This window comes from Inquilinus sp. Marseille-Q2685 (assembly GCF_916619195.1).
In the GTDB taxonomy this organism is placed as follows: domain Bacteria; phylum Pseudomonadota; class Alphaproteobacteria; order DSM-16000; family Inquilinaceae; genus Inquilinus.
The window spans coordinates 1-19455 of the sequence record NZ_CAKAKL010000005.1; the positions used below are offsets into that span (position 1 = coordinate 1).

Here is a 19455-nt window from a genome sequence, read left to right on the forward strand (position 1 = left end):
ATGTGCCTGGCCATGAACGCCGACAAGCTGTCGCCGGGCGAGCGCTGCGCCTCGACCTCGAACCGCAACTTCGAGGGCCGGCAGGGCCGCGGCGGCCGCCGCCGACCCGGCGGCGCCACCTCCGGCGCCTGCCCCCGAAGCGCCTCCGGCCGCGGCGTCCGTGCCGCCGGCCACCGACACGACTCCGCCTCCATCGCCGGCGGAACCAGCACCGGCCGCGCCGATCGCGCCGACCCAGCCCGAGGCGACGGCCGATCCGAACGCCGCCCCCTCCGCCCGGGTCACCGCAAAGCTGATCGAAGCGCTGCGCCGGTGGCCGCAGCCCCCGGTGGTGACCGTGCCGCCCGCGCCGGACGCGGCCGCGGCGTCGGACCCCTTCGCCGAGTTCTACGGCCGGATGCGCGGCCACGCCGCGAATGGCGAGATGCAGGCGGTGCAGGCCGGCCGCTACGAGCTGGTCGGCATGGCGCTGCTCGAGCACGGCGCCGAATCGACGCAGATGCTGGACGCCGACCTGCTGCTGGTGCAGGCGGCCCAGGCCCTCGACGCGCGCGACGAGGCCCGCCGCAGTCTGACCGCGGCGGCGCCGCTGATCGGACGGCTGGGCAGCGGCGAAAGCCGGCGGTCGCGGCAGTCGCTGGAGGCGGCGACGGCCTGGCTGGGGCTGCGCATCGTCGCCGCCGACCTGCTGGAGGCGATCGAGGCGGCCGGCGCCAAGCCGCTGGACGGCACCACCGCCGACCGCATGGCCGAGCGGCTGGACCAGATCGAGCAGGTGATGGCCCAGGCGCAGGACGGCGTCGACGAGCTGGCGGCCCAGGCCCTGCTCCTGCGCGCCGCGGTGCTGGCCTCGGCCGGCCGCATGCCGGACGATCCCGAGCTCAAGGCCGAGATCGACCGCCTGATGCAGTAGGCGCCGTCGCGCGCCTCTACCGATCCCGGGCTTCGGGTCCTGATCGCCGCCGCTGGCGGAAGCGGCGCACCTTGTCCGCGGTTCCGCAATCGCTCATCAGGCACCAGCGGCGGCTGGCGTTCTTGCTGCGGTCGTAGAACAGCCAGGCGCAATCGTGGCCGGCGCAGCGCTTCAGCCGTGCCGGCTCGCCCCCGAGCAACAGGTCGAGCGCGTCCATGGCCAGGCGGTGCCGCCCCGCCGTCCCGTCGCCGGGCGGCTCGTCCCGCCAGGCGCCCCCGGCCGCGCTGCCGGTCAGGCGGCGGCGGGATGCGGCCTCCGCCACTTCGGCCTGCAGCAGGGCGACCGCGTCCGCCGGCGGGTCGGCCTGGATCGCGATCGCGTCGAACACCGCGTGCAAGGCCTCGCGCAGCCGGATCAGCCGCGACCATTCCTCCCGGTCGATCCGCGGCGTCTGCCCGAAGGCCTGCGCACACCAGGCGGCCAGCGCGGCGGGGTCGCCGGCCCGCTCCCGCGGCCCCGGCCCGCCCCATCCGGACAGGGTGTTGCAGAAGTCCAGGCAGGCGAAGCCGCCGACCAGGGGCAGCTCGGGCGGAGGGGGCTGCTCGGAGGACATGAAACCAGCATAGCCACTTTGACAGGTTTCAGCGAGACCTATATTGTTACCGGCAAACGTCAAAAAGGTGGTTACGATGCGCTGGAACGCCCTCGGCCAGCTTTACGCCGGCGTCGGCCTGTCGGGGATCGGGCCGATCCTGATCCGCCTCAGTCCGGTCGACCCGGCGGCCACCGCCTTCTGGCGCCTGACGCTGAGCTGCATTCCGGCTGCTGTGACGGCCTGGCGGTCGCCCGGCATGCCGGCGGGGGACATCGGCCTGGCCCTGCTGGCCGGGGTGATGCTGGCGGCCGACCTGGTGCTGTGGAACGCCTCGATCGTGCGCACCAGCGTGCTCGAGGCGACGCTGCTGGTGATGATCTATCCGCTGCTGGTGGCGCTGCTGCCGGCGCTGTGGCTGCGCCGCCGCCCGGACCGCCAGGTGGTCGGCGGCGGCCTGGTCGCCTTCCTCGGCATCGCCGTCCTGGCCGGGGCCCGCGGCACGGCCGGCGGCGACCTGCTGGGCAACGGCATGGCGCTGCTGGCCGCCCTGTTCTACGCCGTCTGCTTCCTGATTTCGGCGACGCTGTGCCGGCGGCAGGATGCCGCCGCCGTCACCCTCTGGACCCTGGTCGGGGCCACGCTGGGCGCCCTGCCGGTGGCGCTGCTGCAGGACCGGATCCTGCCGCAGGATCCCTCCGGCTGGCTGAACCTGGCGGCCCAGGCGCTGATCGCCTTCGCCGCCCAGATCCTGGTCGCCCGCGCGCTGCGCACGCTCGACGCCGGCTTCTCCGCCATCGCCGGCTACGGCCAGCCGGTGGTGGCGACGCTGCTGGCCTGGCCGATCCTCGGCCAGGCGCCGCAGGCCGTCGCCCTGATCGGCAGCGTCTTCATCGTCGCCGGCATCGTCCTGGCCGGCCGGGGCGAGGCCGAACCGGCCGCGCCGGCCCGGCCGGGGGCTGCGGAACCGGCACGCTGAGCTATCGACGGCGCCGGCCTTCCGGCCGATGATGCCGGCATGACCGACGCCGAGATGCTGGATTCGCCGGAGGACGCCGGCGCCGCCCTGGACACGCCGCGGCCGAGCGCGGGCAGCCGCCTGCGCCGGGCCCGCGAGGCGCAGATCCTGGACGCCGCCGAGGGCGTGTTCGCCGAGGCCGGCTTCTCCGGCGCCACCATGCAAGGCATCGCCGAGCGCGCCGGCCTGCCCAAGGCCAATGTCCATTACTATTTCGGCACCAAGGAGGCGCTGTACCGCGCCGTGCTGGCCCGCATCCTCGACCTCTGGGTCGACGCCTTCGACCATCTGGTGCCGGAGCGCGACCCGGCGGAGGCGCTGGCCGCCTACATCCGCGACAAGATGCGCTGGTCGCGCAGCCGGCCGCTGGCGTCGAAGGTGTTCGCCAACGAGATCATCCACGGCGCGCCGCAGGTCGCCGACTACCTGTCGGGCAAGCTGAAGCGGACGATCGACGAGAAGGCGCGGGTGATCGAGGGCTGGATCGCCGCCGGCCGGATGGCGCCGGTCGACCCGCGGCACCTGGTCTTCACCCTATGGGCCGCGACCCAGACCTATGCCGATTTCGAGGCCCAGATCCGGGCCGTGCTGGGGCGCGAGGCGATGGACGACGACGTGTTCCTGGTCGCCGGCCGGCACGTCACCGGCCTGATCCTGCGCGGCTGCGGCCTGAAGCCGCCACGCGGCGGCTGATCGACGCGTCCGTGGCGGCGCGCGCCGCTTTGCGCTAAGGATGGGCCATGCATCCGCGACTCCTCGCCCCCCTGGCCCTGTTCGCCCTCGCCGCCTGTGCCGCCGAGCCGCACCAGCCCGCGCTGCCGCCCGATGTGCTGCAAAGCGGCGCCGTCCAGGGCGAAGCCGGGTTCGACCGGAGCCGCGGCGAGGCGCTGCTGGCCCAGGCCAGGGCCGCCGAGGCCCGCAACCCCGGCGAGGCCAAGAGCCTGTACCGCCAGGCCGGGATGGCCTGGCCGGACCTGGCTGACGCCTGGGACGGGCTGAAGCGGGTGTCGGCCCAGCAGAACGACGCGGCCGAGGCCAAGGCCGCCGGCTTCATGGCCGAGCGGGTGAAGCTGTATCCCGGCACGGCCATCGCCTCGCAGCGCGAGGTCAATGTCGCGCTGCAGAGCTACATCCAGGCCCAGACGAAGCAGCCGACCGACGGGCCGGAGCAGCTGGCTTACGCCAAGCGGCTGGGCGCGTTCTACGACGCGCAGTATGCGCTCGGCGGCTTCTACACCCGGGAGAAGGATTTCGGGAACATCGAGGCCCACGACATCCCGGCGGTGGCGCTGACCGGCGGCGGCATCATCGGCTACGGCGCCAGCATGGCGACCAAGTTCGAATAGCCGCCGCCAGTAGACTCAGCCCGCCCGCTCGCGCGGCGTCACCGACACCTCCCGCACCCGGCCGTCGCGCAGCAGGCGCAGGACGGTAGCCACGCCGACCCGCTCGGACCCGAGCAGCCGGTGCAGCGCGTCGACGCCGTCGACCGGATGGCCGTCGATCGCCAGGATCACGTCGCCGACGCGCAGCGCCGCGGCACCGGCGCCGCCTTGCAGCAGCTCCGCCACCCGCACGCCGCCGGCGGCCGGCAGGCCGAGCGCCAGCTGCATCGGCCGCGGCAGCCGCACCGTCTGCGCGGCGATGCCGAGCGAGGCGCGCCGCACCCGGCCGTGGCGGATGATCTCCGACGCCACCAGCAGGGCGGTGTCGCTGCCGATGGCGAAGCACAGCCCCTGGGCGCCGGCGATCATCGCGGTGTTGATGCCGACCACCCGGCCCAGCGCGTCGACCAGCGGACCGCCGCTGTTGCCGGGGTTCAGCGCAGCGTCGGTCTGCAACACGCCGTCGATCAGGCGGCCGGACCGGCCGCGCAGCGACCGGCCGAGGGCGCTGACCACGCCGGCCGTCACCGTCGCCTCGAAGCCGAGCGGGTTGCCGATCGCGACCACCAGCTGGCCGACCTGCAGCGCGGCGGAGGAGCCGAGCGGCGCCCAGCCGGGCACGCTGTCGTGCAGGCGCAGGACCGCGAGATCGGTGTCCGGGTCCTCGCCGACCGGCCAGGCCACGACGCTGCGGCCGTCGCTGAGCGTGGCGGTGATCGACACCGCGCCGTGCACCACATGGCTGTTGGTCAGGACGAAGCCGTCCGGGGTGAAGATCACGCCCGACCCGCTGCCCTGCGGCACCGGCGCGCCGTCCGGCCCCTTGCCGGAGACGCGGAGATGCACGACCGAGGGCGCGGCGGCGCGCACGGCGTCGATCACGGTGCGGGAATAGGCGTCGAGCGCGTCGGCCCCTGCAGGGGCGGCGGACAGGGTCGAAGCCTCGGGCCCCGGCGCCGGGGCGTCGAGGAGGAAGCGGGTTTCGTAGCCGGGCATGGCAGGACCTTGGGAGCGGAAGAGGCGGCGCCAGCCGGTGCGCCCCGTTTGCCAAGATGTGGGCATGCCGGGAGGAGAACCCAAGGGGAACAACGACAGCCCACCCGCCGGCTGACGAAGGCGGCGGTTCCGGCGTATCGTCCGGCCGCGGCATGCGCGATTCGCGCAGCGACCACGGCGAGGATGCCCGGACATGGCGACGGACGCGCTGGATGGCTTCGACTGGCGGATCCTGGCCGCCCTGCAGGACGACGCACGGATGAGCAACATCGCCCTGGCCGAACGCGTCCTGCTGTCGCCGTCGCAATGCGCCCGGCGGCTGCAGCGGCTGGAGGAGGCCGGGGTGATCCGCGGCTATGCGGCGTTGCTGGACCCCGACCGCATCGGCCTGTCGGTGGCCGCCTACATCTCGATCACGCTGGAGAAGCACGGCGCCTTCACCGCCGAGGCCTTCCGCGAGGCGGTGCAGCGCCATCCCGAGATCGTCGAATGCTGCGCCGTGACCGGCGACGCCGATTACGAGCTGCGCGTGGTTGCCCCCGACCTGAAGGACCTGTCGCGCTTCATCATGGACAGCCTGATGCGGATCGACGGCGTCTCCGCCATCCGCTCGCGCATCGTGCTCGACACCATCAAGGACAGCCGCCGCCTGCCGCTGCCGCCCGCACCCTGAGGAGGGCCGCATGCCGCACCGGGTTGTGCCCGGGCGCGACCCGTGCTTGTTTCTCGCCACTTCTCGCGACCCGTCCGGAGCGCCCAGCGCATGACGCGTTTCTTCCAACTTCTCGGGAGTCTTCTCCTCGCCATGGCCATCACCCAAGGGGCTTCGGCCCGCGACCTCGAAAACACGCTCTATCTCGACCTGACCTACGGCCGGGTGGTGATCGAGCTGCGCCCCGACCTGGCGCCGAAGCATGTCGCCCGAATCAAGGAGCTCGTGCGGCAGGGCTTCTATAACGGCATCAAGTTCCACCGCGTGATCGAGGGCTTCATGGCCCAGACCGGCGACCCGACCGGCACCGGCATGGGCGGCTCCGGCCAGAAGATCGACGCCGAGTTCAGCCAGGAGCCGTTCAAGCGCGGCACCGTCGGCATGGCCCGGGCGCAGAGCCCGAACAGCGCCGACAGCCAGTTCTTCATCATGTTCGCCAATGGCGACTTCCTGAACGGCCAGTACACGGTGTGGGGCCAGGTGGTCGAGGGCATGGAGTTCGTCGACAAGATCAAGCGCGGCGAGCCGCCGGCCAACCCGGACACGATCGTCAAGCTGCAGGTCGCGGCCGACGCCCAATAAGAGAAGGTCTCGACAGTCTCTGGATGCCCGGGTCAAGCCTGGGCATGACAATTCGAGGTCACTGGAACTGATCCAGATCGAGAAGAAGCCCGGCCCCTGTGGCCGGGCTTCTGCGTTTCAGCGGAAGCGGAAGGCGATCAGCGGCATCTTGTAGGTCTCGCGCACCTCGGAGATCGGCTTGCCGTCCTGGCGCAGCACCAGGGCGCGGTTCTCGAACAGCGAGGCCGCCGGATCATAGGTCGGGGCCGGCGCCCCGGCGGCCCAGGCGGCCAGCCGGTCCGCCGGCATCCGCTCCCACCCCTCCGGCAGGGCCTGCCACAGCACGGTGGAGGACAGGGTGCGGCGCGACGGCCCGAGCGGCCGGATGGCGCGGCCGAAGGGCGTGTCGGTCCCGGTCAGCACCGTGTTGATCTCCGGCGTCAGCCGGTTCGGCAGGTACCAGTTGTCGGCTTCGGACAGCACCTGGTCGCCGCAGACCAGCCGGACCCGGCGATAGACCACCGGCTCGGCGGGGGCGGGGATCTCCAGCTCCCGGCGCTGCTGGGCGGTCAGCGGCACGTCGCCGGGCACGCGTTTCGCCACGATCTTGGCCGCGGCGGCCAGCCCGTAGCGGCCGCACCACTCCTCCAGGAACAGGGTGGCGCTGTCGGTGGCGCCGAGCCCGGCGCGCAGCGACTGCACCAGCGCGGTCAGCGCCAGCCGGTCGGACAGGGCGGCGGCGCCGGCCTCCTGGCCGGCCGCGACCTCGGCCCGCACCAGGGCGAGCGGCGCGGTCAGCGCCAGGGCCGCAGCGGCGGCGACGATCGGCAGGCGGCGTACCATCATCTCCTCATTGCGGCGGGCCGTATCATCTCGGGCCGGCCGCAACCGGCCGGGGGCGGCACGGCGCAGGAGGGCTGCATAGCCGCCGGAAGGCGCCACGGCAATCCGCCGCAGGAGGGCTTGCCCGCGGCGGCGGAGCGGGCTGGGCTGGAGCATCTGGCCCGACCGGAGACCCGCCATGCCCACCCTGTACGACCGCGCCCTGGTCTGGGACGCGCATAGCTGCCTGCCGCTGGTCCCTGACGCGGACGTGTCGCTGCTGGCCCGGCACAAGGCGGCCGGGATCGACTACGTCTCGATCAACATCGGCATGGACATGACGCCGCTGGAGACGGTGATCCGCACCACCGCCCGTTTCCGCGACTGGATCCGCCGCCATCCGGAGGACTACGTGCTGGCCGGCGGCGTCGCCGAGATCCGCGCCGCCAAGGCCGCCGGGCGCCTGGCCGTCAGCTTCGACCTGGAGGGAGCGCTGCCGCTGATGGGCGACCTGGCGATGGTCGGCCTATACCACGATCTCGGGGTCCGCCAGATCCACTTCGCCTATAATCGCAACAACCTGGCGGCGGGCGGCTGCCATGACCGGGACATCCCCCTGCCCGCGTTCGGCCGCGACCTGGTGGCAGAGATCAACCGCATCGGCATGCTGCTCGACTGCTCGCACACCGGGCACTGCAGCAGCCTGGACATCATGGCGGCCTCGACCCGGCCGGTGGTGTTCAGCCACGCCAATCCGCGCGCCCTGATCGACCATCCGCGCAACATCACCGACGAGCAGATCCGCGCCTGCGCCGCCACCGGCGGGGTGGTCGGCATCAACGGCATCAGCCTGTTCCTGGGCGATGCGAGGAGCGAGACCGTGGCCCGGCACATCGACCATATCGCCCAGCTGGTCGGCGCCGCCCATGCCGGCATCGGTCTCGACTTCCTGTTCGCGCCGGACGTCGACGACGCGCCGCCCGGCCGCGACCGCGACTATTGGTGGCCGCCCGAGGCCGGCTACGGCAGCGCCCACAGCGCCATCGCCCTGGTGCAGCCCGAGCAGCTGCCGGAGGTGGCGGAGATCCTGCTGCGCCGCGGCTACGGCGAGGCCGATGTGCTGGGCATCCTCGGCGGCAACTTCCTGCGGGCTGCGGAAGCGGCGTGGGGATAGATCACGACGCCGCCGCGTGGTGCTCGCAGCGGTTCACTTCGACGGTGACATGCGACAGGCCGGCCAGCCCGCCGAGCCGGGCCTTGTACTGCGCCGGCGGCAGCGGCCGATCGCTGACCAGAGCGACGATCGCGGCCGCGTGGCCGGGGCCGACGCGCCAGAGATGCAGGTCGGCGATGCGGTCGCCCCCGGTCTCGAGCCGATCACGGATCGACTCGGCCAGGCCCGGATCGGGCACGGTGTCGAGCAGCACCGCGCCGGAATCGCGCAGCAGGCCCCAGGACCAGCGCGCGATCATGACGCCGCCGACGATGCCCATCAGCGCGTCCATCCAGGCCCAGCCGTAGATGCGGCCGGCGAGCAGGCCGAGGATGGCGCCGACCGAGGTCACGGCATCGGCCAGCACATGGAAATAGGCCGCCCGCAGATTGTGGTCGCGGTCGTGATGCCCGTGGGCGTGGTGGTGATCGTGATCATGGTGGTGACCGTGATCGTGATGATGGTGGTCGTCGTCGTGCAGCAGCCAGGCGCTGGCGATGTTGACGGCGAGGCCGACCGCGGCGATGACGATCGCCTCGTCATAGGCGATGGCGACCGGGTTCAGCAGGCGCAGCACCGATTCCCAGCCGATGCCGACCGACACCACCGCCAGCACCAGGGCGCTGGCGAAGCCGGCGAGGTCGCCCAGCTTGCCGGTGCCGAAGGCGAAGCGCGGGTCGCGGGCATGGCGGCGGGCATAGCGATAGGCCAGCGCGGCGACGCCGAGCGCCCCGGCATGGGTGGCCATGTGCAGCCCGTCGGCCAGGAGCGCCATCGAGCCGAAGGCGAGGCCGCCGAGGATCTCGGCCACCATCATCGCCGCGGTCAGCGCCACCACCCAGCGGGTGCGGCGCTCGTTGCGGGCGTGGTCGGCGCCAAGAAAAAGGTGGTCGTGCCGCCAGTCGTCGAGGGAATGGCTGTGCATCGCCGCCTCCAGGGTTCAGTGGAGAAGGAGCTGGGCCGGATGGCCGGTCCAGTCGCGGACGTCCCGCGTGGCGACCGCGACCGGCACATCCGGATGGTTGTGGCGGTACAGGGTCAGCGCGGCCTCGAAGGCCCATTCCGGCGGTTCGGCCCGGGCGCAGAGCTCGCGATAGACCCGTTCGACGGCGACGCGACAGCACATGATGGTCTCGTTGGCCTCTAGAGATACTTGGTGATCTCGCGCAGCGAGGCCAGCCGGGCCTCCCGGCCCTCGGCCGCGCCGTTGGAGAGATGCGCGATGCAATGGTCGACATGGTCGAGGATCAGCATGGTCTTCGCCTTCTCCACCGCCTTGACCACGGCCTGGAGCTGCTGGGCGATGGCGAGACCGTCCTCGCCGGCCTCGACCATGCGCAGCGTGGCGGCGAGATGCCCCTGGGCCCGCTTCAGCCGGCCCAGGATCTCGGGATTGTTGGCATGGCTCATGGGCAGACCCTATCCTCCCGGAGGGGATAGGGCAAGGGACAGCTGGTCGCGGGGGACCGTCACCCGCGTCACGCCGCGACAACGGCCTTCATCCAAAAAGACGTCGATGAATGCTGCTGAATGACTTCAGCGGTCAGTCATTGCAGATCCGGGACCCTCGGATGACCGGAACGCCGCTTCAAGATCGCGCCGTTCCGTCGTAAACGACGGACCTATCGGAGGGGCAGTGGGTCCATCGGAAATCATTTCGGCGTCGAGACGCGTCCTCGCCTGCCGGCCGGTGCTGGCCAGCGGCCTTGCCGTCGGCGTGCTGTGCGCGCTGCTGGTAGCCTTTGCCGACCGCCCTGCGGCGCTGTGGTTCGAGGCGCATCGCGGCTCGGGCGTCATCGCCGCGGTCAAGCTGTTCACCGATCTCGGCCTCGGCGTCTGGTGGTACGCGCTGGCGATCCTCGGCTGGCTGGGCTTCCGCTTCGCCGCCTTCCTGGCCGCCCATGGCGATGTCCGGGCGCAGCGCCTGAAACGGGCCCGCGGCTTCGGCTTCATGCTGGCAGCGCTGGTGACGACGACGCTGACCAACTGGCTGCTGAAGGCCGTGATCGGCCGGCCGCGGCCGCGCCACCTGTTCCGGCAGGACGCCTTCGCGCCGCATCCCTTCGGCTGGGACCTGTTCTCGAACAGCTTCCCGTCCGGCCACGCCCAGACCATGGCGACGGCCATGACCGCGCTGTGGATCCTGTTCCCGCGCTGGGGCTGGGCCTTCGGCCTGCTGGGCGGGCTGGTGGCGCTGAGCCGGGTCGTGGTCACCTCGCACTACCCGGCCGACATCGTCGCCGGCGCTTGGCTGGGCGCGGTCGTGGCCCTGGCCGTGCGCCGCTGCCTGGAGGCGACCGGCGGCCCGGTGGCGATCGCGCGATGATGGAACTCGTCGCCGCTCTGATCCCGGTGCTGGCGCCGGTGATCGCCTCCGCTGCCGTCGGCTACGTCTGGGCCCGGTCGCGCCACCCCTTCGACCTCGGCTTCGTCACCCGGCTGGTGACCTATGTCGGCTCGCCCTGCCTGGTGTTCTCGACCCTGACGAAGTTCCACGTCCCGGCCGGGGAGATCGTCGGCCAGGCCGGCCTCGCCATGCTGTCGGTCTTCGCCTGCGGCCTGGTCGGCGGGCTGGCGCTGCACCTGTCGGGCCGCAAGGTGCGGCCGCTGCTGCCGACGGTGATGCTGCCCAATGCCGGCAATCTCGGCCTGCCGATCTCGTACTTCGCCTTCGGCGATGAAGGGCTGGCGCTGGCCCTGCCATTCTCCGCCGCCATGACGCTGCTGCAGTTCACCGTCGGCGTCTCCTGCGCTTCCGGCCACAGCCGGTGGACCGAGATCGTGAAGACGCCGACGATCTACGCCATCCTGCTGGCGATCGCCTTCGCCGCCGGCGGCATCGAGACGCCGCGCTGGCTGGCCAACGCCACCGAGCTCCTGGGCGGCGTCACCCTGCCGCTGATGCTGATCGCGCTCGGCGTGTCGCTGGCCAGCCTGCGCATCGCCAATCTCGGCCACGCGCTGTGGCTGGCGGGGCTGCGCCTCGTGCTCGGCCTCGCCGCCGGATACGGCGTGGTCTGGCTGTTCGCCATTCCGCACCCGACCGCGGCGGTGCTGATCCTGCAGTCGGCGATGCCGCCGGCGGTGTTCAACTACCTGTTCGCCGCCCGCTACGGCGGCCCGGTGGAGGAGGTGGCCGGCGCCGTGGTGGTCGGCACCATCATCAGCCTGCTGACCCTGCCGGTGCTGCTGGCGGTCCTGATGGCGTAGGTCGGGTTCGCGCGGGTGGATTTCGTACCCCACATTGTCATGCCCGGGCTTGACCCGGGCATCCAGAGAGCGTCGACATCTTCTGGATTGCCGGGTCAAGCCCGGCAATGACAACAGGGGGAATTGGTCACAGAGCCGAACCCGCGTCCGTGACTCCTACTCTCCCTCGATCTCCTTTCGCCGCACCTCGTAAGTAGCCGGGTCGATCAGGCCGCGCCGGCGCATCACCTCCAGCGCCACCAGGGCCCGGCCGCGGTTGTCGTCGCCGACCGAGCCGCTTTCCGCATCCGCATCGCCGCCGGCCGCGCCGGGCTGCGCCCTGTCCGCCATGATATCGTCCGTCCATTCTGCGACGCCGCGCACGCTTCCGTCGGGAGGGCGCAGGGCCTATGACGACGGAGCATGACTCACGGAGGAAGGCCGGTCGAGATGTGGACGAAGCGGGTCCTGCGGATCCTGGCGCTGGCGGTGCCGGCGATCGCCATCGCGGCGGCCGTGGCCTTCTGGCTGGGGCCGCCCGGCAGCCGCGGCGGCGTCGGCCAGGGCTTCGGCTCGGTCGGCGGCCCGATCGCGCTGGTCGACCAGGCCGGCAAGCCGGTGACCGAGAAGGACTTCGCCGGCAAGGACGCGCTGATCTTCTTCGGCTTCACCAACTGCCCGGACGTCTGCCCGACCGAGCTGTCGACCATGGCGGCGGCGCTGGACACGCTGGGCCCGAAGGCCGACGGGGTGGTGCCGGTGTTCATCACCGTGGATCCGGAGCGCGACACGCCCGAGGTGGTCGGCCGGTACGCCGAGGCCTTCCATCCCCGCATGGTCGGGCTGACCGGCACGGCGGAGCAGATCGCCAAGGCGGCCAAGGCCTTCCGCGTCTACTACCAGAAGGCGCCGCAGCAGGACGGCGCCTATTCCATGGACCATTCAGCCTTCGTCTATCTGATGGGGCCGGACTGGCAGGTGCTGGACATCCTGCCGCCGCAGCTGTCGCCGCAGGACATGGCCCAGCGGCTGTCCAAGCAGCTCTGACGGGACACGAACCGGGTTGCGATCCTGCCCGGCGTGCTATCGTGGCCCGATCCTGCCTTTCGTTCTCGGAGTCGCCCCATGACCCTTCGCCACGCCGCCCTGGCCGGGATCGCCTTCCTCGTCCTCAACGGCTGCTCCGAGCGCGAGGCCCGGCAGCAGCAGGCGCTGACGGCCCAGAACGAGCTGGTCGGGCTGAGCGAGGCGCGGCTCCTGTCCTGCGCCGGCACGCCCGCCCGCAGCCGCAGCACCGGCAACACCCGGTACCTGACCTATCAGAGCGCGGGAATGGCCGCGGACCAGGCCGCCGGCCTCGGCGGCTTCGGCGGCTCGGCCGGGACCGACATGGGCATCAGCCCGGTCAATGCCGGCGTCGGCCAGAAGATCGGCACCAGCGCGCTGGACCCGAACTATTGCGAGGCGACCTTCACCCTGGTCGACGGCCGGGTCGCCGAGGTCCGCTACCGCACCTCGGGCGGCTATTTCCGCACCGCCCAGTGCTCCGACATCGTGGCGCCCTGCATGGGCGGGCCGACCTTCGACCCCGGCCAGCCCGCGCCCTGACGGCGGAACCCGGCCCGCCGTCGGCGGCGGAGCACAAACCGTCGCGGATCGGATGGACCCGGAGCCTGGAATCCGGGCCTCTGTTCGCTATCCGCCCCAGGCCGGTTGCCGATCCCGCCCTTGGGCACTAAAAGCGTCATACTGCAGCGCGAAAAGCGCCGTCCCATGGAGTGCGAGCCGATGAAGATCCTGGTCCCGGTCAAACGGGTGATCGACTTCAACGTCAAGGTCCGGGTCAAGGCCGACGGGTCCGGCGTCGACCTGGCGAACGTCAAGATGTCGATGAACCCCTTCGACGAGATCTCGGTCGAGGAGGCGATCCGCATCAAGGAGGCGGGCAAGGCGACCGAGGTGGTGGCCGTGTCGATCGGCCCGGCCCAGGCGCAGGAGACGATCCGCACCGCCCTGGCGATGGGCGCCGACCGCGGCCTCCTGGTGCAGACCGATGTCGAGCTGCAGCCGCTGGCCGTGGCCAAGATCCTGAAGGCCCTGGTCGAGAAGGAGCAGCCGCAGTTGGTGATCCTGGGCAAGCAGGCGATCGACGACGACGCCAACCAGACCGGCCAGGCACTGGCGGCCCTGCTGGGCTGGGGCCAGGCGACCTTCGCCTCGAAGCTGGTGATCGAGGACGGCGCCGCGCTGGTGACCCGCGAGGTCGACGGCGGCCTCGAGACCATCCGGGTCAAGCTGCCGGCGATCGTCACCACCGACCTGCGCCTGAACGAGCCGCGCTACGCCTCGCTGCCGAACATCATGAAGGCGAAGAAGAAGCAGCTCGACACCGTGACCCCGGCCGATCTTGGCGTCGACCCGGCGCCGCGGCTGAAGACGCTGAAGGTGGCCGAGCCGCCGAAGCGCAAGGGCGGCGTCAAGGTCGCCAGCGTGCAGGAGCTGGTGGCCAAGCTGAAGACCGAAGCGCGCGTGATCTGAGGGCGGGGGACCAAGCCATGTCGATCCTGATCGTTGCCGACCACGACAACGCCACCCTGAAGCCCGCCACGCTGCACGCCGTCACCGCGGCGCAGAAGATCGGCGGCGACATCCATGTCCTGGTCGCAGGGTCCGGCGCCCGTCCGGCGGCCGAGGCCGCAGCCAAGGTGGCCGGCGTCGCCAAGGTGCTGCTGGCCGAGGCCCCGGCGCTGGAGCATCAGCTGGCCGAAACCGTGGCGCCGCTCGTCGCCGACCTGGCCAAGGGATACAGCCATGTGCTGGCCACCGCGACCAGCGCCGGCAAGAACCTGCTGCCGCGCGTCGCGGCGCTGCTCGACGTGCAGCAGATCTCCGAGATCACCGCGGTCGACGGCCCGGACACCTTCGAGCGGCCGATCTATGCCGGCAACGCCATCGCCACGGTGCAGTCGGCCGACCCGATCAAGGTGATCACGGTGCGCGGCACCGCCTTCGAGGCGGCCGCCGCCGAGGGCGGCTCGGCCGCGATCGAGGCGGTCGAGGCCAAGCCGGACGCCGGGCTGTCGAGCTTCGTCGGCCAGGAGCTGAGCAAGTCCGAGCGGCCGGAGCTGACCTCGGCCCGGATCGTGATCTCCGGCGGCCGCGCCCTCGGCTCCTCCGAGAACTTCAAGATCCTCGAGGGCATCGCCGACCATCTCGGCGCCGCCATCGGCGCCAGCCGCGCCGCGGTCGACGCCGGCTACGTGCCGAACGACTACCAGGTCGGTCAGACCGGCAAGGTGGTGGCGCCGGACCTGTACATCGCCGTCGGCATCTCCGGCGCGATCCAGCACCTGGCCGGCATGAAGGACAGCAAGGTCATCGTCGCCATCAACAAGGACGAGGAGGCGCCGATCTTCCAGGTCGCCGATTACGGCCTGGTCGGCGACCTGTTCAAGGTGATCCCGGAGCTCGAGGCCGAGCTGAAGAAGGCCTGAGACGGCCGCCGGATCCATCGCTCAAGACGCGGAAGGCGCATCCCTCGGGATGCGCCTTTTTGCTGCCGGAGAGTCCATAGCGGGATAGGACCGGCCGCCATCCGGTTCCCCTTGACAGGACCAGCCGGTTGTCCGCTGCTAGGGCGTTTTCGACCACCGATTGCGGATCGCCGATTTGCACATTGTGCCGCGCCAGGGCGAAGAAGTTTCCGGAAGGCGCCGGGCCGGGTTGCACGCGCGACCGCAGGGCAGCAGGAGGATGCGTCCGGATGCCGGATGAGACGCCGCGCCATTCCGTCTTCATCAAGGGCGAGACGCTGGATCTCTGCGTGCCCTCCGCCGCCGCGATCGAGGAGGGCTGGGCCGACTGGTTCAACGACGAGAAGACGACGCGCTGGCTGAACCAGGGCGTCTTCCCGCACCATGCCGAGGATCAGCACGAGTTCCTGGCATCGCTGCGCCGGCGCGACCGCTTCGCCGTCATGATCTGCGGCAAGGGCGGCGGCCCGCTGTACGGCACCGTCTCGCTGTCGACGATCGACTGGGTCGCCCGCTCGGCCCAGATCTCGATCGTCGTCGGCCGGCGGCCGCCCGAAGGGCTGCAGATCCAGCTCGAAGCCTGGGCCCGGGTCACCGATCACGGCTTCCGCCGGATGGGGCTGGAGCGGATCTGGGCCGGCCAGGCCTGGCCGGCGCTGGAGCGCTACAACCGGCGGCTGGAGCTGCTGGGCTTCTTCACCGACGGCATGCTGCGGCGCGGCTTCGCCAAGGGGCGGGAGACGGTCGGCAACGCCGTGATGATCTCCTGCCTCTATGAGGACTATGCCGCGCTGGCGGCCCGGCGCGGCGGCACCTGCTGGCCCGGGAACGAGGCCATGCTGCGGCTGATCGCAGCGCTGCCCGAGCAGGGGTTCGCCGCCAGGCTGCGCGATTTCCAGGAGCGCGAGCTGCCGCGCCACAAGGCGGAGATCGAGGCCTTCGAGCGACGGACGCTGGGGCCGCGCGAATCTTGATCGCCGCGACGCCTGTCCCCGTCTCCTCGCCGCCCTGGCGCGGCGCCGCGGCGCTTGGCCTCGGCACCGCCCAGTTCGGGCTCGACTACGGCATCGCCAACGACCGCGGCCTCTGCCCGCCCGGGGAGGTGGCGGCGATCCTGGAGACGGCGGCCGCGTCCGGCATCGGCGTGCTGGACACCGCCCCGGCCTACGGCACCGCCGAGCAGGTGCTGGGCGAGGTGCTGCCGGCGGCGCACCGCTTCCGCATCGTCACCAAGACGCCGCATCTGGCCGGGCTGCGCCATGCCGACGACATCGGCCGTGCGGTGCACGACGCCTTCGCGGCGTCGCGGACGAAGCTGCGCCGCGACCGGCTGGCCGGCCTTCTGACCCACAACGCCAACGACCTGCTGCGGCCCGGCGGCCCGGGGCTGTGGGCGGCGATGGAGGATCTGAAGCGGGCCGGCGAGGTCGAGCGCATCGGCGCCTCGGTCTACAGCGCCGGGCAGCTCGCCGCCGTGCTGGCGCGCTATCCGCTGGACATCGTGCAGCTGCCCTGGAATGCCGTGGATGGCCGCATCGGCCCGCCGCTCCTCGCGGCGATGGCCGAGCGGGGGATCGAGCTGCACGCCCGGTCGGTCTTTCTGCAGGGGCTGCTGCTGGCCCCGCCCGCCCATGCCGCCCGGGTGTCGCCCGAGGCCGAGGCCCTGGTCGGGCGCTGGCGCGGCGCCGTCGCCGCGGCGGGGACCGAGCCGCTGGCCGCGGCGCTGGGCGCCGTGATCGGCCGGCCGGAGATCGGCACCGCCCTGGTCGGCGTGACCCGGCCGGAGGAGCTGGCCGGCATCCTGCGGGCCGTCGCCGCCGCGCCGCCGCCGGCCGCGCCGGTGCAGTCGGTCGACGACCTGGTGCTGAACCCGGCGCTGTGGCCGTCCGGCGACCGCCCGGCCGCGATCCTGACCGGCGCCGCCGTGGCGCTGCGGCCGACGGCGTCCGGCGAGACGGCGGTGCTTGCGGTGCTGCCGAAGGAGGGCGGCGACGCCCTCGGCACCATCCGGCTCGGCCCAGTCGACCGCGCCGCCGGCGAGGCGGCGGTCGCCTTGGAGAACGCGGGGGGAATGCCCGCCGCTTGGCAGGACGAGGCGGTGGCGCTGACCGCCCGGCTGGCCTTCGAGCAGCTGGGGTTGCGCCGCCTGACCGCCGCTGAGGCGGGCCCCTTCGCCCGTGCCGGCTGGACCGCGGCCGGAGGGCGCCTCATCCTGGACGGCAAGAGCTATTGGGAGCGGACATGACGGTGCTGGCGATCCTGCAGGCGCGGATGTCCTCGTCGCGGCTGCCCGGCAAGGTGATGGCAGATCTGCTGGGCGAGCCGATGCTGGCGCGCCAGGTCGAGCGGCTGCGGCGCTGCCGGAGGCTCGACACGCTGCTGGTCGCGACCAGCACCGAGGCCGCCGACGACGCCCTGGTGGACCTCTGCGCCCGGATCGGCGTCGACTGCTTCCGCGGCAGCCTGGACGACGTGCTGGACCGCTTCCATGCCGCCGCTTCGGGCAGCGGCGCGGAGCAGATCGTGCGGCTGACCGCCGACTGCCCGCTGGCCGACCCGGATCTCATCGACGCCCTGGTCGCGATGCATGTCGCCGGCGGCTACGACTATTCCTGCAACACGCTGACGCCGCGCTGGCCCGACGGGCTGGACGCCGAGGCGATGCGCGCCGAGGTGCTGGAGGCGGCGTGGCGCGAGGCGGCGCTGCCGTCCGAGCGCGAGCACGTCACCCGCTTCATCTACACCCGGCCGGAGCGGTTCCGCCTGGGCAGCCTGGTCGGCGAGACCGACCTGTCGGACCAGCGCTGGACCGTCGACACGCCGGAGGACCTGGCCCTGGTGCGAGCGGTCTACGCCGCGCTGTACCCGAAGAACCCGGCCTTCGGCACCGGGGACATCCTGCAGTTCCTGGCGGCGCATCCGGAGATCGCCGCGCTCAACCGCGTCCACCGGCGGAACGAGGGCCTGGAGCGCTCGCTCGCTCAGGACGCCGCCGCCCGACAAGACTTGGCCAGATCGTGAGGACCAAAGTGTCAGAACGCTATGCGGCATCCGAGGCGATGCTCGACCGGGCCCGGCAGACCATCCCGCTGGGCGCCCAGACCTTCAGCAAGAGCATCACGCAGTATCCGCTCGGCGTGTCGCCCTATTTCGCCGCCCGCGGCCAGGGCAGCCGGCTGTGGGACGTCGACGGCAACGAGTACATCGATTTCATCAACGGCCTGGCCTCGGTGACGCTGGGCTACAACGACCCGGACGTGACTGCCGCGGTCAAGGCGCAGGTCGGGGACGGCACCATCTTCAGCCTGTCGAGCCCGCTGGAGGCCGAGGTGGCGGAGCGGTTGGTGGCGATCGTGCCTTCCGCCGAGATGGTGCGCTTCGGCAAGAACGGGTCGGACGCCACCGCCGGAGCGGTCCGCGTCGCCCGCGCCTATACCGGCCGCGACCATGTGCTGGTCTGCGGCTATCACGGCTGGCAGGACTGGTATATCGGCGCCACCGCCCGGCACCGCGGCGTGCCGGAAGCGACCCGGGCGCTGACCCACACCTTCCCCTACAACGACCCGGCGGCGCTGGACCGGCTGCTGGACGAGCACGCCGGCCAGGTGGCCGCGATCGTGATGGAGCCGATGAACGTCGCCTTCCCGGCCGAAGGCTATCTGGAAGGGGTGCGCGAGCGGGCGACGAAGCACGGCGCCGTCCTGGTGTTCGACGAGACCATCACCGGCTTCCGCGTCGCCAATGGCGGGGCGCAGGAGCTGTTCGGCGTCATGCCGGACCTGACCACGCTGGGCAAGGGCATCGCCAACGGCTATCCGCTGTCGGCGGTGTGCGGCCGGCGCGACCTGATGATGGAGATGGAGGAGATCTTCTTCTCCTTCACCATGGGCGGCGAGACGCTGTCGCTGGCCGCGGCCCGGGCGACGCTGGACAAGGTGGTGCGCGAGCCGGTGACCCGGCACATGGCCGAGCTGGGCACGAGCCTGCGCGACGGCACCGCGGCGCTGATCGAGCGGCACCGGCTGGGCGAGGTTCTGTCGCTGTCCGGCCACCCGTCCTGGACCTTCCTTCTGATCAAGGACCAGCCGGACGCCGGCGCCTTCGAGATCAAGACGCTGTGGCTGCAGGAGATCTTCGCCCGCGGCGTGCTGTCGCTCGGCAGCCACAACATGAGCTATGCCCACAGCCCGGCCGATGTCGACCGCGTGCTGGCCGTCTATGACGAGGTCTTCGCCCTGCTCTCGGCCGCCATCGGCCAGCAGCGGGTGCGCGCCGAGCTGCGCTGCGAGCCGCTGGTGCCGCTGTTCCGGGTGCGTTGAACGGTCTGCTGAAAGGCCGTTCCGAACTCGCTCCGACGAGTCAGCTGGCGTGGTTTTCGAGAACCGGAGCGCAGCGGACAGGACGTCCGTGAGCGCCGGAAGCGGAGAAAACCGCGTCAGATGGCCGTCGGAGGTGAGTCTCGGGGCAGTCTTTCAAACGAAACCACCCCGCCGGCCGGGATGTCCGGCCGCTCGGGGTGGT

At 71.9% G+C, this 19455-nt stretch carries 24 protein-coding genes and 1 pseudogene; 18 read left to right on the forward strand and 7 right to left on the reverse strand.

The window, feature by feature from the left end; all coding sequences use genetic code 11:
• Positions 1–99, forward strand: a pseudogene (locus LG391_RS34755) (aconitase family protein); the annotation flags it as partial.
• A gap of 61 nt (positions 100–160) precedes the next feature.
• On the forward strand, positions 161–913 hold the full coding sequence (locus LG391_RS22110) for a hypothetical protein (protein WP_225770216.1): 753 nt from the start codon (positions 161–163) through the stop codon (positions 911–913).
• 16 nt (positions 914–929) lie between these two features.
• Here the strand turns inward: LG391_RS22110 and LG391_RS22115 are convergent, their stop codons facing one another.
• Positions 930–1526, reverse strand: coding sequence for an ABATE domain-containing protein (locus LG391_RS22115; RefSeq protein WP_225770217.1), 597 nt, complete (start codon positions 1524–1526; stop codon positions 930–932).
• 76 nt (positions 1527–1602) lie between these two features.
• On the opposite strand from LG391_RS22115, the gene LG391_RS22120 reads away from it, so the two are divergent.
• Genes LG391_RS22120 through LG391_RS22130 form a run of 3 tightly spaced genes read left to right on the forward strand, consistent with a single transcriptional unit; the run spans position 1603 to position 3869 of the window.
• Positions 1603–2484 (forward strand): DMT family transporter, encoded by an 882-nt coding sequence (locus LG391_RS22120; protein ID WP_225770218.1) that lies wholly within the window; start codon positions 1603–1605, stop codon positions 2482–2484.
• A 39-nt stretch (positions 2485–2523) separates the two neighbouring features.
• On the forward strand, positions 2524–3216 hold the full coding sequence (locus LG391_RS22125; protein WP_225770219.1) for a TetR/AcrR family transcriptional regulator: 693 nt from the start codon (positions 2524–2526) through the stop codon (positions 3214–3216).
• A gap of 47 nt (positions 3217–3263) precedes the next feature.
• Positions 3264–3869 (forward strand): hypothetical protein, encoded by a 606-nt coding sequence (locus LG391_RS22130; protein WP_225770220.1) that lies wholly within the window; start codon positions 3264–3266, stop codon positions 3867–3869.
• A gap of 15 nt (positions 3870–3884) precedes the next feature.
• On the opposite strand, the gene LG391_RS22135 is transcribed toward LG391_RS22130, so the two are convergent.
• Positions 3885–4904: a S1C family serine protease gene (locus tag LG391_RS22135; RefSeq protein ID WP_225770221.1), complete on the reverse strand. Its 1020-nt coding sequence runs from the start codon at positions 4902–4904 to the stop codon at positions 3885–3887.
• Positions 4905–5097: 193 nt separating this feature from the next.
• On the opposite strand from LG391_RS22135, the gene LG391_RS22140 reads away from it, so the two are divergent.
• Both LG391_RS22140 and LG391_RS22145 read left to right on the forward strand, forming a co-directional pair.
• Entirely contained in the window at positions 5098–5577 is a 480-nt protein-coding gene (locus tag LG391_RS22140) for an Lrp/AsnC family transcriptional regulator (protein ID WP_225770222.1), read from the forward strand.
• A 90-nt stretch (positions 5578–5667) separates the two neighbouring features.
• Positions 5668–6198 (forward strand): peptidylprolyl isomerase, encoded by a 531-nt coding sequence (locus LG391_RS22145; protein ID WP_225770223.1) that lies wholly within the window; start codon positions 5668–5670, stop codon positions 6196–6198.
• A 117-nt stretch (positions 6199–6315) separates the two neighbouring features.
• Here the strand turns inward: LG391_RS22145 and LG391_RS22150 are convergent, their stop codons facing one another.
• The gene (locus LG391_RS22150) at positions 6316–7020 is read right to left on the reverse strand and encodes a hypothetical protein (protein WP_225770224.1); all 705 of its coding nucleotides are present in this window, start codon (positions 7018–7020) and stop codon (positions 6316–6318) included.
• A gap of 178 nt (positions 7021–7198) precedes the next feature.
• Here LG391_RS22150 and LG391_RS22155 point away from each other — a divergent pair, with 178 nt between their 5' ends.
• Positions 7199–8173 (forward strand): dipeptidase, encoded by a 975-nt coding sequence (locus tag LG391_RS22155; protein ID WP_225770225.1) that lies wholly within the window; start codon positions 7199–7201, stop codon positions 8171–8173.
• Between the two features lies 1 nt (position 8174).
• Here the strand turns inward: LG391_RS22155 and dmeF are convergent, their stop codons facing one another.
• From dmeF to LG391_RS22170, 3 genes are read right to left on the reverse strand one after another with little or no spacing between them, the layout of a single operon-like run.
• Positions 8175–9137, reverse strand: coding sequence for a CDF family Co(II)/Ni(II) efflux transporter DmeF (gene dmeF, locus LG391_RS22160; RefSeq protein ID WP_225770226.1), 963 nt, complete (start codon positions 9135–9137; stop codon positions 8175–8177).
• 15 nt (positions 9138–9152) lie between these two features.
• A complete protein-coding gene (locus LG391_RS22165; RefSeq protein WP_225770227.1) occupies positions 9153–9338 on the reverse strand; it encodes a hypothetical protein in 186 nt (61 codons plus the stop codon).
• Positions 9339–9355: 17 nt separating this feature from the next.
• A complete protein-coding gene (locus tag LG391_RS22170; protein ID WP_225770228.1) occupies positions 9356–9622 on the reverse strand; it encodes a metal-sensing transcriptional repressor in 267 nt (88 codons plus the stop codon).
• 226 nt (positions 9623–9848) lie between these two features.
• Between LG391_RS22170 and LG391_RS22175 the strand changes: the two genes are divergently transcribed.
• Together LG391_RS22175 and LG391_RS22180 are read left to right on the forward strand one after the other, a co-directional pair.
• A complete protein-coding gene (locus LG391_RS22175) occupies positions 9849–10538 on the forward strand; it encodes a phosphatase PAP2 family protein (RefSeq protein WP_225770229.1) in 690 nt (229 codons plus the stop codon).
• Positions 10535–11422, forward strand: a complete 888-nt coding sequence (locus tag LG391_RS22180; RefSeq protein ID WP_225770230.1) for an AEC family transporter — start codon at positions 10535–10537, stop codon at positions 11420–11422. The genes LG391_RS22175 and LG391_RS22180 overlap by 4 nt, the downstream gene beginning before the upstream one ends.
• Before the next feature lie 156 nt (positions 11423–11578).
• Here LG391_RS22180 and LG391_RS22185 read toward each other — a convergent pair whose 3' ends face one another.
• On the reverse strand, positions 11579–11752 hold the full coding sequence (locus LG391_RS22185) for a hypothetical protein (RefSeq protein ID WP_225770231.1): 174 nt from the start codon (positions 11750–11752) through the stop codon (positions 11579–11581).
• Between the two features lie 99 nt (positions 11753–11851).
• Here LG391_RS22185 and LG391_RS22190 point away from each other — a divergent pair, with 99 nt between their 5' ends.
• From LG391_RS22190 to LG391_RS22225, 8 genes are all read left to right on the forward strand, one after another.
• Positions 11852–12448, forward strand: a complete 597-nt coding sequence (locus LG391_RS22190) for an SCO family protein (RefSeq protein ID WP_225770232.1) — start codon at positions 11852–11854, stop codon at positions 12446–12448.
• A 78-nt stretch (positions 12449–12526) separates the two neighbouring features.
• A complete protein-coding gene (locus LG391_RS22195) occupies positions 12527–13009 on the forward strand; it encodes a hypothetical protein (RefSeq protein ID WP_225770233.1) in 483 nt (160 codons plus the stop codon).
• Positions 13010–13189: 180 nt separating this feature from the next.
• On the forward strand, positions 13190–13939 hold the full coding sequence (locus LG391_RS22200) for an electron transfer flavoprotein subunit beta/FixA family protein (RefSeq protein WP_225770234.1): 750 nt from the start codon (positions 13190–13192) through the stop codon (positions 13937–13939).
• Between the two features lie 17 nt (positions 13940–13956).
• A complete protein-coding gene (locus LG391_RS22205) occupies positions 13957–14895 on the forward strand; it encodes an electron transfer flavoprotein subunit alpha/FixB family protein (protein WP_225770235.1) in 939 nt (312 codons plus the stop codon).
• A gap of 269 nt (positions 14896–15164) precedes the next feature.
• On the forward strand, positions 15165–15908 hold the full coding sequence (locus LG391_RS22210) for a GNAT family N-acetyltransferase (RefSeq protein ID WP_225770236.1): 744 nt from the start codon (positions 15165–15167) through the stop codon (positions 15906–15908).
• A complete protein-coding gene (locus tag LG391_RS22215) occupies positions 15905–17179 on the forward strand; it encodes an aldo/keto reductase (RefSeq protein WP_225770237.1) in 1275 nt (424 codons plus the stop codon). Before LG391_RS22210 ends, LG391_RS22215 begins: the two co-directional genes overlap by 4 nt.
• The gene (locus tag LG391_RS22220; protein ID WP_225770238.1) at positions 17176–17955 is read left to right on the forward strand and encodes a cytidylyltransferase domain-containing protein; all 780 of its coding nucleotides are present in this window, start codon (positions 17176–17178) and stop codon (positions 17953–17955) included. The genes LG391_RS22215 and LG391_RS22220 overlap by 4 nt, the downstream gene beginning before the upstream one ends.
• An 8-nt stretch (positions 17956–17963) precedes the next feature.
• Positions 17964–19253, forward strand: a complete 1290-nt coding sequence (locus tag LG391_RS22225) for an aminotransferase class III-fold pyridoxal phosphate-dependent enzyme (protein WP_225770239.1) — start codon at positions 17964–17966, stop codon at positions 19251–19253.
• Positions 19254–19455 lie beyond the last annotated feature (202 nt).

Bases quoted from the DNA above. Each gene is read 5' to 3' on its own strand.
- LG391_RS22115 (WP_225770217.1), bottom strand. From the start codon at position 1,526: ATGTCCTCCGAGCAGCCCCCTCCGCCCGAGCTGCCCCTGGTCGGCGGC.
- LG391_RS22120 (WP_225770218.1), top strand. From the start codon at position 1,603: ATGCGCTGGAACGCCCTCGGCCAGCTTTACGCCGGCGTCGGCCTGTCG.
- LG391_RS22125 (WP_225770219.1), top strand. From the start codon at position 2,524: ATGACCGACGCCGAGATGCTGGATTCGCCGGAGGACGCCGGCGCCGCC.
- LG391_RS22130 (WP_225770220.1), top strand. From the start codon at position 3,264: ATGCATCCGCGACTCCTCGCCCCCCTGGCCCTGTTCGCCCTCGCCGCC.
- LG391_RS22135 (WP_225770221.1), bottom strand. From the start codon at position 4,904: ATGCCCGGCTACGAAACCCGCTTCCTCCTCGACGCCCCGGCGCCGGGG.
- LG391_RS22140 (WP_225770222.1), top strand. From the start codon at position 5,098: ATGGCGACGGACGCGCTGGATGGCTTCGACTGGCGGATCCTGGCCGCC.
- LG391_RS22145 (WP_225770223.1), top strand. From the start codon at position 5,668: ATGACGCGTTTCTTCCAACTTCTCGGGAGTCTTCTCCTCGCCATGGCC.
- LG391_RS22150 (WP_225770224.1), bottom strand. From the start codon at position 7,020: ATGGTACGCCGCCTGCCGATCGTCGCCGCCGCTGCGGCCCTGGCGCTG.
- LG391_RS22155 (WP_225770225.1), top strand. From the start codon at position 7,199: ATGCCCACCCTGTACGACCGCGCCCTGGTCTGGGACGCGCATAGCTGC.
- dmeF (WP_225770226.1), bottom strand. From the start codon at position 9,137: ATGCACAGCCATTCCCTCGACGACTGGCGGCACGACCACCTTTTTCTT.
- LG391_RS22165 (WP_225770227.1), bottom strand. From the start codon at position 9,338: ATGTGCTGTCGCGTCGCCGTCGAACGGGTCTATCGCGAGCTCTGCGCC.
- LG391_RS22170 (WP_225770228.1), bottom strand. From the start codon at position 9,622: ATGAGCCATGCCAACAATCCCGAGATCCTGGGCCGGCTGAAGCGGGCC.
- LG391_RS22180 (WP_225770230.1), top strand. From the start codon at position 10,535: ATGATGGAACTCGTCGCCGCTCTGATCCCGGTGCTGGCGCCGGTGATC.
- LG391_RS22185 (WP_225770231.1), bottom strand. From the start codon at position 11,752: ATGGCGGACAGGGCGCAGCCCGGCGCGGCCGGCGGCGATGCGGATGCG.
- LG391_RS22190 (WP_225770232.1), top strand. From the start codon at position 11,852: ATGTGGACGAAGCGGGTCCTGCGGATCCTGGCGCTGGCGGTGCCGGCG.
- LG391_RS22195 (WP_225770233.1), top strand. From the start codon at position 12,527: ATGACCCTTCGCCACGCCGCCCTGGCCGGGATCGCCTTCCTCGTCCTC.
- LG391_RS22200 (WP_225770234.1), top strand. From the start codon at position 13,190: ATGAAGATCCTGGTCCCGGTCAAACGGGTGATCGACTTCAACGTCAAG.
- LG391_RS22205 (WP_225770235.1), top strand. From the start codon at position 13,957: ATGTCGATCCTGATCGTTGCCGACCACGACAACGCCACCCTGAAGCCC.
- LG391_RS22210 (WP_225770236.1), top strand. From the start codon at position 15,165: ATGCCGGATGAGACGCCGCGCCATTCCGTCTTCATCAAGGGCGAGACG.
- LG391_RS22220 (WP_225770238.1), top strand. From the start codon at position 17,176: ATGACGGTGCTGGCGATCCTGCAGGCGCGGATGTCCTCGTCGCGGCTG.